At 63.7% G+C, this 10,304-nt stretch carries 3 protein-coding genes; 1 reads left to right on the top strand and 2 read right to left on the bottom strand.

Annotation, left to right across the window (positions count from 1 at the left end; all coding sequences use genetic code 11):
- Nucleotides 1–418: 418 nt before the first annotated feature.
- Both F7D09_RS10695 and F7D09_RS10700 read right to left on the bottom strand, forming a co-directional pair.
- Nucleotides 419–6,958: a glycoside hydrolase domain-containing protein gene (locus tag F7D09_RS10695; RefSeq protein WP_226836290.1), complete on the bottom strand. Its 6,540-nt coding sequence runs from the start codon at nt 6,956–6,958 to the stop codon at nt 419–421.
- Nucleotides 6,959–7,356: 398 nt separating this feature from the next.
- A complete protein-coding gene (locus tag F7D09_RS10700; RefSeq protein WP_152235475.1) occupies nt 7,357–8,754 on the bottom strand; it encodes an NCS2 family permease in 1,398 nt (465 codons plus the stop codon).
- A gap of 186 nt (nt 8,755–8,940) precedes the next feature.
- Here F7D09_RS10700 and F7D09_RS10705 point away from each other — a divergent pair, with 186 nt between their 5' ends.
- Complete coding sequence (locus F7D09_RS10705; protein ID WP_152235476.1) at nt 8,941–9,936, top strand: hypothetical protein; 996 nt, start codon at nt 8,941–8,943, stop codon at nt 9,934–9,936.
- The last annotated feature ends 368 nt before the right edge of the window (nt 9,937–10,304 follow it).

Raw genomic sequence — 10,304 nt, forward strand, 5'->3', positions numbered from 1 at the left:
GAGCGGGGCGTGCGCGACCTGCCCGAACTCGAACAACGCGCCACCCAATGGATCCACTCCATCACCACCCCGACACAACACGCGCAACAGCTTGACAATGTATAGGAGCATCGGAACGTACTCGTAGACCGCCAATTGAGTACGGTCGGTCATGAATGTTTGACGAAACGTACTCTGACAGCCCGGCCGAGTACGGTCGGTCGAAAATCCACAACGGAACGTACTCGAACGGGCACTATGGGTACGGTCGGTCGGTTGTGGGCGTGACACTTTTTCCCAAGAAAAAATGTCACGCATGACGAACCAGCCGGCAGGGCGACGCCGGCATCATATGAAACAGGTGGCGTGCGCGACCATATGATGTCACGCACGCCGCCTGTTGGTCAGCGTCCGACGCTATCCGCCGGCTTGGCTACCGTCAGCCGCGACGTTTGCGGACCTCGACGCCGCAGCCGGCCGCGGCGACCAGCAGCAGGGCCGCCATCGCCGTGAGGCCGGCGACGTCGGCGCCGGTGGACGACAGTCCGCCCTTGCCGTCCGTCTTGCCGTCCGAACCGCTGCCGGTGCCGGAACCCTCGGAGCCGGAACCGGAACCGCCGCCAGGGCCGTCGCTGCGCCGCTGGAGCGCGGCGATGGCCTGGCTGAGCGCCTTGGCGGCCGCCTTCACCTGCGCGTCGGTGGCCTTCTCGTTGACGGACGCCTCACGGGCCTTGGCGAGCGCCGCCTTGAGGTCGTTGACCGTCTTGTCGGTGTACAGGCTCAGGTCGAGCGCCTGCGCCTGAGCGATCAGCTGGTTGAGCTCGGTCTTGTCGACCTTCGCACCCGGATCGGGCTTCGGGTCCGGGTTAGGATCGGGATCCGGCTGCTCGCCGCCGGCCGGCTTGAGCGCCTTGATCGCGTCGTTGAGCGCCGCGGTCAGCCGGTCGATCTGCACCTGCTGCAGCTCGGTGTCCGCGTCGCCGGCCTTGGCCGCGTCGAGCGCCGTGACGAGCGCCTTCCAGCCGTCGGCCTTCCAGTCGGACTCCTTGAGCTCGCCGGCCTTCGCGATGGCGGCGCGCAGCGCGGTGCGGTCGATCAGGCCGTTCGCGTACTCGATGTCGGCGAGCTTGAACTTGGCCTGCTTGATGTAGCAGCGGTCGGTCGTGACCTTGCCGAAGCCCCACTGCTCCGAGAACTCCTTGTCCCAGTGGCCGTAGGAGTCCATGATGAACGTGCCGTCGGCGAGCGTGACCACGCCCGCGTAGCCGGTGTCGCCGGACTTCGCGTTCTGCGCCCAGTCCTCGTCGAGCAGGATGCGGTATTCGCCGTCCTCCTGGTTGATGAGCTGGTCGTAGGTGCCGACCCATGCCACCCAGTCGCCGGCGTTCCAGTCGTTCGCGCCGTCGAAGCGGTTGTTGCCGTTGAGGTCGTAGTTGATCTCACGGAACGTGATGACCAGACGCCCGGAGATCGGGTCGTACGCGGCCTTGTGGCGTTCGCCGGCGAGAGAGCCGGGCAGGTCCATCGGCTTGCTCCACGTCTCGCCCTCGTCATCCGAGTAGATGAGCGTGGCCGGGTTGTTGTGCGACTGGCTGCGCGCCAGTCCGATGATCCGCTTGCCGTCGGGCGAACGGAACATGCCGATCTCGCACATCTGGTACGTGCTTTCGATGTCGCGGTACTGCGCGAGGTACTTCTCCGGCTCGCTCCAGTGCTCCTTGCCGTTCTCGTCGAACGTCAGGTAGGTCTTCCAGTTGACGTAGCCGTAGTCGTGGTACACGCCCATCCACTTCTGGATGTACTTGCCGGACTTGTCCTTGAGCTGGACGAGGCTGGCCATGCCGACGATCGAGTTGTTCTTCGTGCCGTCCGCGTGGTTGGTGTACCAGTGCGTGTACTCGGTCCAGGTCTCGCCGTTGTCGTCGGAGTACGAGGTGTTCCAGCCGGTCGTGCCGTCGCCTACGCCGTCGGTCCAGCCGGGGCATGCGGTGATGAGCATGATCCGTTCGGTGCCGTCGGCGAGCGTGAGCACGTACATGGTGGGCGTCTCCTGCGACTTGGCCCAGGACGCGGGGATGTTGGTCTTCTGCGTCCAGGTCTTGCCTTCGTCGTCGCTGATCTTCATGATCAGCGGGCCCTTGCCGTGGCCTTGCGGGAACGAGGTGATGAGTCGTCCGGTCTTGGTGCGGACCATGTCGGGCTGGCCGAAGTACTGGTTGCTCGTGTCCTCGGACTTGTGCACGTCGCTCAGGTGGTCTTCGCTGAGCTTGTACTGCGGCAGCGTGTTCTTGATGGTCAGCTTGCGGGTCACGGTCACGGTGACGGTTTCGGTGAAGCCGCCGCCCTTGACGGTGATGGTCGCGACGCCCCGGCCGACGCCGGTGACCTCGCCTTCCGCATCCACGGTCGCGACGTCGGGGTCGCTTGAGGTGAACGTGATCTCGTCGTCGCCGTTGCCGCCGACCAGGTTGACGCCGATGGTCGTCGTCTCGCCGATGTACACGTCGGCGGTGGTGGCGGTCAGGTTGAGGCCGGGCGTGAGCATGCCGGCCTGCACTTCGGCGGCGGTGAGCACGCGGTCGTAGACCTTCACCTCGTCAATCAATCCGGTGAAGCCGGTGCCGCCGATCACGTCGATCGGGGCGGTGACGGCGTGCGTCGTCGTCCAGTTGTTCGTGGTGCCGACCTTCGTGCCGTTGACGTACATGGTCAGACCGGCCGACTTGTCCTGCGTCCACGTGACGTAATACCACGTGTTCGGCTGGAAGTCGTACTTGAAAGTGAGCACGTCGCCGTTGCCGGTGCCGACGCGGAAGCCGGAGTCGCGGTCCGCGGCCATCTTGAGGCTGAACGCGAACTTCTTCTCCTTGTCCATCATCACGGACGACTGTCCGGTCAGCGCGGCGGTGGAGTTCACCCAGTAGCCGACCGACCAGTTGTCGCCCACGCCCTGCTCGCCGTCAAGGGTGACGCCCTTGCCGTCGGTGACCTTGAGCGCCTTGCCTGCCTTGCCGTCGGCGAACGAGGCGGCCGAGTCGACCGTGCCGTTGCGCGAACCCCAGGAATCCTTGGCCGTCGAGTCGTCGAAGCTGTAGTAGTGCACGCCCTTCGCCACGGTCTGCGGCGTGACGGTGACCTGCACGGTGGCGGTCTTCGTCTGGTCGGCCACGCTGGTGGCGGTGATGGTGGTCGTGCCGGTCTTCAGCGCGGTGACGACGCCGGATGCCGAGACGCTCGCCACGGCCGGGCGCGAGGAGGTCCACGTGACCGACTTGTTGAGCGCGTTGTCCGGCGTGACGGTGGCGTTCAGCTGCAGCGTGCCGCCGAGGGTGACGTTCTGCTTCGCGTCACCGTCGATCGTGACCTTGCTGATCGTGGTCGTGCCGTTCTTCTTGCGCTCGATGTAGGTCTTGGTCAGCGCCGCGAGGTCGGTCTTGAAGCCGTTCATCTCGCTGGCGAGCTGCTTGACCTGCGCTTCGGTCATGTAGTTCTTGTTGTTGATGCGGGCGGTGGTGCGGATCTTCGCGTACATCTCGGCGACCTGCGACTTGAGGTCGGGGATCTCGCGCAGCATGGCGCGCACCTTGTTGACGTCGCGCACGCCCTCGGCCATGCGCTCGAGGCGCACGGACGACTTGACGGACTTGTCGGCGGCGTTCTTCTCGGCCGGGTAGATCGAGAACGGGTCGCCCGGCTCGAACGCGTTGTGCGTCGCGTCGTTGAGCGGATCGGCCACCCAGGCGTCGTACGCCCAGCGCATGAAACCGTCGGTCTCCTCGCCGGCGTTCACGGCGGTCCAGTAGCTTTCGACCGGCGCGGACAGCGAGAAGTTGCCCGGCTGGTGCTCGGTGCACGAGTAGAGCGCGGTGCGCCAGCCCTTGGCCGCACGGTCGGCGACAAGCTTGGTGAACTCGGCCGGATGCTCGGCGGCCGCGGTGTCGCCGACGTTGAGGTCGGTGACGCGCATCGCCAGGTCATGCTTGTCGATGAACTTGTCCATCGAGCCGGCGGTCTTCAGCGTCTCGTCGTGGATGTTCTTGACCGAGTCGATGAGGTCGAACACGCGGGCGTCGAAGTTGCGTTCGTCGATGCCGATGTAGGCGTCGTCGTACCAGCCCTTGGTCATGAGGTGGTCGGTGAGCGCGGAGAGGAAGTCCTTCCACGTGGAGGTCCACTCGGCCGAACCTACCGTGTAGGCCTTCTTGACCAGTTTGCCGTTCTCGTAGTAGGTGAACGAGTTGGTCCACGGCGCGATGCTGTACAGGATGATCTTGTCGCCGATGCCGAGCGACTTGTTGAACTCGACCCACTTGTCGAAGTTCGTCCAGTCGTAGGTGAACTTGCCGTTCTCCTTCGTCCACTTCACCATGGACGTGTAGTGCACGGCGTTCTTGCTGTATGTCTGGCCGCTCCACGCATCCTCGGAGATGGTCGTGGTGATGGTGCTGCCGCCGATCGACTTGTACAGCTCCATGCTGGACTTGAGGATCTTGAAATGCTCCTCGGAGAACGGGGTGACGTCGTAGTACTCGGCCGAGCTGTACGGGTACTGCCACAGTTCGATGTCGAAGCTGTTCTTGAACTCCGTCGCGTCCGGCAGGGTCGCGTCGAGCACCTCCAGCGTATAGGTGAACGTCAGCGGGGTCTGGCCGGTGGCGGATGCGGTCACGGTGCCGGTGTAGGTGCCGGCCGCCGCGTCCTTGGGCACGCCGAACTGCAGCCACACGTTCTGCACCTTGTTCGGCTCGACCGACATCGCGGTGGCGGCGGACTGGTACAGGATGTCGTTGCTTTCGCTGCGGTTGGAGCCGTCATCGGCGGGGACCTCACGCGTCGTGCTGCCGTAGCCGAGGAACTTACCGTTGTACGCCTTGGTCGACTTGATGAACGTGGCCTTGACGTTGGAGGCGGCGATGGTCTTGCCGTCCGCGGTCTTCAGGTCGCCGGGGGTGACGGTCAGGCCGTCGAGCTTGCTGCCGACGGCGGCGAGCGCGATCTCGGCGTTCACCTTGTCGTTGCGCCACGCGGTGAGCGACGAGACGGCGGTCGTGTTGGCCTTGACCTCGGCGAACCGCTGCTGCGTGTACTGGGTGTCGGTGTCGACGATGCCGCCGCGCAGGACGGGCGCGGTCGCGGAGACGGTCACGGCGACGGTGCCGCTGAACTTGGCGTCCTTGGAGGCCGCGGTGATGGTCGCGGTGCCGATGGCCTTCGCCTCGATCTCGCCGGTGGCGGACACGGTGGCGACGTTCGGTGCGCTGCTCGTGTACGTCAGGTCGGTGAGGTCGACGTAGTCGGGCTTGACGGCGGCGGTGATGGACGCGGTCTCGCCCTTGCCGAGCGTCAGCTTGGTCGTGTTGAGATTGACCGACTGCACGTCGTACGGGCTGTGGTAGACGATGACCTTCGCGCAGTCGATGAGCGTGTTGGTCGCGGCGGCGTCCTTCTCGCCGGTGGCGACGGCCTTGAACGTGTGCTCGCCTTCGCCCAGGCCGGAGTAGGAGGTGATGTACGTCTCGTCGATGTTGCTCGCGTTGTACAGGCTGACCGTGTCACGCTCCACGCCGTCGATGTAGTACTTGACCTTGCCCATCGGCTTGTTCTTGCCGGAATAGATGTCGATGCGGTCGCCGACGAACGTCACCTGATACCAGATGTCGCTCGCGGGCAGGCTCGCGGACGGGGCCTGCGACCACGTGTGCTTGTCGTTGCCGGTGTCCCAGCCGCGGGACGAGAACGTGAACTTGTTGGAGTCGCCGCTGGTCTTGGTGTGCTTGATGATCGTGGCCTGGATCTGCTTGCTCAGCAGCGTGCCCGCCACCTGCTCGGCGACGAACTTGTAGCCGGCGTCGGTGAAGTGGACACCGTCGGCGTCGTACAGGCTGCGGCGGTCCGCGGTGGCCGCGTACATGTCGATGGTCTTCCAGGAGTTGTCCTTGATGAGGGCCTCCTGCGCGGGGTGCAGGCGGTCGTCGATCGTGGACGTGGAGATGTCGCCGGCCGTGGCGGGGGTGGTCACGAAGGCGTGCGGCGAGGTGGCGAAGTAGACGGTCGGGTTGCTGGGGAGGTTCTTGTAGGTGTCTACGAGTTCCTTTGCGTCGGCCTTGTACTTGGCCTCATCCCAGTTGGCATCCTTGGAATCGTTCGTGCCGAGCATCATGACGACGATGTCCGGCTGATAGTTCTTGCTTTCGGTGAACTCGGTGGAGTTCCAGTAGGAGTTGTTGGTGTTCTTGCGCAGGGTGGCACCGGTCTTGCCGTAGTTCTTCACCTCGTAGCCGGAGCCGAGGATCTTCTGCAGCCATGCCGGGTACGCGGTGTCGCTCTTGTTGCCGCCGGACGACTTGTAGCCTTCGGTGAGGCTGTCGCCGACCGTCGCGACCTTGATGGTCTTCGTCGTGGACGTGTACACCTTCGCGTAGCTGACCTGCAGGCCGGTGCCGTTCGTCATCGGCGTCACCTTGACGGTGTGCTTGCCGTAGGTCAGGCCGGTCTTCTTGTACAGGGTCGTGGGGGTGTTCGCCTCGCCGGTGATAGTCGTCTCCTCGACATCGCCGTTGTCAAGCTGGAAGTTGTTCTTGGCGTCGGACTTGACGCCGATGAGCTCGACGCCGGTGCCGGTGAAGGTGAAGTCGTAGGTCCACTTATTGACATTGGCCGTGTTGTTGGTCCAAGCCCAATGCTGCGTCTTCGCGGCGTTGTCCCCTTGGATGGAGGCTTTGGTGTCGGCGACCCAGCCGTCGCCGCCGTTCGTGGTGTCGGTGGCGTTGCCGCCGTTATACGTGAAATAATGCGGCTGGTTGGTGTCCGTCACCGTATCGTCCACGACGGTTCCGGTGTCCTCGGCGGCGTTCACGGTGCTCGCGAACACCGGCGAGATCAGCATGGACAGCATCATGGCCAGCGCGGAGAGCAATCCCACCGCCGCCTTCCATGGGATGCCGCCGCCTCGCATCGCTGCGAATGCACGACGTTTCATTATCGAACCTCACTGTCTTCCACACTCTTGTGGAGTCCCTTGTCCTTTCTTCCTTGGGTTTTCCGGGGTGAACGCGACTTCGCGCTCAGTAACCGTCAAGTCTATCCTCTAATTAGGACACATAGTTAACAAAATAAACGCAAATCCCCGCCCCACGTCACGCGGGCCGCCCGTGCCACGTGACGCACTCACGAAAACGCTGGTATTCCAAGGGTTCCAGCGTACCCGTCACGCGGATCGGGCGGCCCGCGTGACGAGAAACGCGACGTTGCGCCTGTGATGAGTATCGATAATCCGGCCGGCCACGTCGCCGGTAACAGAAGGTCCCCGCCGACGCAACGCCGACGGGGACCGGTCATTAGTCAGCGGCATGCCGCCGCAGCCGCAGGCCGCACGCGCTACTGAAGCACGGCGAGCAGGATGAAGTTGAGGATGAACAGGCCGGCCACAATCCAGATGATCGGGTGCACCTGCTTCGCCTCCTTCTTGCAGGTCTTCACGATGCAGTACGTGATGAAGCCGGCGGCGATGCCGTAGCTGATCGAGTACGCGAGCGCCATGAAGACGGCGGCGAAGAACGCGGGGATCGCCTCGGTGATGTCGTTCCACGCGATCTCCTTGAGGCTGGCGGCCATCATGCAGCCGACGATGACGAGCACGCCGGCGGTCGCGGCGGACGGCACGGCGGAGATCACCGGCGACAGGAAGATCGACAGGGCGAAGCAGACCGACACGACCACGGAGGTCAGGCCGGTGCGGCCGCCCGCCGCGATGCCGGCGGACGACTCCACGTACGTGGTGGTGTTCGACGTGCCGCAGATTGCGCCGATCGAAGTGGCGATGGAGTCGGCGAACAGGGCGCGGTCCAGCTTGGAGGAGAAGCCGGAGCCGTTCTCCATGTGCTGCATGTCGGCGTCGGAGAAGATGCCGGTGCGGCGGCCGGTGCCGATGAACGTGCCGAGCGTGTCGAACGTGTCGGACATCGAGAACGCGAAGATGGTGACCAGCACGAGCGGCAGCTTGGTCACGTCGGAGAACAGCGCGGGGAAGCCGGCGGGCGTGAAGATCACGCCGAAGGTCTGCGGCAGCTGGGCGAACGTGTCGCCCAGGGAGATGGAGTTCGCCATGCTGGTCAGGCCCATCGGGATGCCGATGATCGCGGTGATGACGATGGTGAGCAGCATGCCGCCCTTGACCTTGAGCACGGTGAAGACGATGGCGAGCAGCAGGCCGATGAGGAACAGCCAGATCGTCGGCGTGTTGAGCACGGCGAGGCCCGGGGTGGCGGCGGACGCCAGGCCCTTGCCGGCGGCCTTCGTGTCCTTGGGGGTGAATGTGACGAGGCTGACGTTGAGCATGCCCACATAGGCGACGAAGATGCCGATGCCGCCGCCGATCGCGTTCTGCAGCATGGGCGGGATCGCCTCGATGATCATCTTGCGGATCTTGGTGACCGTGATGATGATGTTGATGACGCCGCACAGGAACACCATGCACAGCGTCTCCTGCCACGTGAACTTCAGGCCGAAGCACACGGTGTACGTGAAGAACGCGTTGAGGCCCATGCCGGCCGCCTGCGCGTACGGGACGTTCGCGAACAGGCCCATGACGAGCGTGCCGATGATGGCCGCGATGATGGTGGCCAGGAACACGCCGCCCCACGGCATGCCGGTCTGGCTCAGGATCTGCGGGTTGACGACGATGATGTAGCTCATCGCGAAGAACGTGGTCAGGCCGGCCATGATCTCGGTGGACACGGTCGTGCCGTTCTCCTTCAAATGGAAGAACTTCTCCATACTTTTCTCTGCTTCCTTGGGTTGTGCGGAGGCGTCTGCGCGACGAACGGATCGCGTTGACGTCCCGACGACGGTACCGCGACGCTGGCGGCGCCACGAACGTGCCCACCATAACATCATCGTGAGTCATGGATGTTATGTGGATAACGTCCGGGTTATGCACATCGCACGCGCAATCCGGGCGAGTTGTCCACATATCCACAATTTTTCGAGGGTCGGTGGCGCACGGATGCGTGTTTCGTTAGCGTGTGCGATATGAACGATTACGCACACGACGAATCTCCGCCCGCCTCCATGTTCCGTTCGCTGAGCGAGCTGAAGGCCGAAACACTGCAACACTGCAAAGACGCGTCCCGAGAAAGCTGCCGTAGGCTGCTCTTCGGCATGGTCACATCACTGATGCTGTACAAGGTGCCGCTCCCCGAAAGCGTCGCCGCGATGGCCGACCGTCTACATACCGTGTCGAAAGAGCATGCCCGAAGACCGCGGTCGACACGCGCCGGGATTGACGCGCATGTGTGGAAGCACTTCGACGCCGGGGACGTCAGGAGGGCCGCGCCGAACGTTCTTGTACTGGATCCGGTTCATGCATGGGCCCAGCTCTCGCCTCACGTGACCCTGATGGACCTGGTCATCGTCGGCGACGGCGTGGTCACCGCGCTGGCCAAGGCCACCAAAACCGATCCGGGGCAGGTGCTCGACAGGATGAAAGCCACTGTGACGTCTTTCTCGAAGTTTCATGGCAAGCGACGCTGCCTGCAGGCGCTACGGCTTATGAGGCCCGGCGTGCTCTCGCCCATGGAGACCGTGCTGCGACTGCGGCTCGCCGCGCACGGCTTGCCGGAGTGCGCGATCAACGCGGTCATCGGCGGCATGTCGTTCGGCAGCGGTGCCGAAATGACCCTTGACATCGCATGGTTGAAATTCAAAGTCGGTGTGGAATACGACGGCGACCATCACCGCACGGACCGTAGGCAATGGCGGCTCGACCGTGAAAAGAGAGGCGTGATGCAGGCGCATGATTGGATGGTGTTCACTGCGACGGCGGCCAATCTCAGGGACGAACATGCAACCGCCGAGTTCGTGTTCCGCGTGGCTCGATGCCTTGCCATGCGTGGCGCCGAGTTCAAGTTCCGGCTTATTGCATCGACTCTGGAGGAGCTTGCCGGTCCGGTGAGATAGCTGGCGGCACGTCTGTCACCTCGTGCATGGTGCCAGGAACGGGGCGGATAGGCCCGCGAACGCTCCCGATTGTGCAGTATCTTCCGTTTTTGTACAATCGGGACGTCCCGAACGCGCAAAACTGGCGTTTACGCACATTCGGGACAAGGCGTCGTCCGGCGAGTCCGCCGAAAACGCCATTTTTCAGCGATTATCTGCGCACAAACGCGCATTATCGGCAATATTGCGCGTTCGGGACATCATGTTTAGCTTCAGCGGATAGTTGACGCATGTGTCAGCGGATGGTTGACGGTATGTCCTGGGGCATGGTTGACGGTCGTGCGTGGTGACAATGGTGTATGGACACTCACGCATCATCACAGGCCGGC

Origin of the sequence: Bifidobacterium leontopitheci, from assembly GCF_009193355.1 — a bacterium.
Lineage (GTDB): Bacteria > Actinomycetota > Actinomycetes > Actinomycetales > Bifidobacteriaceae > Bifidobacterium > Bifidobacterium leontopitheci.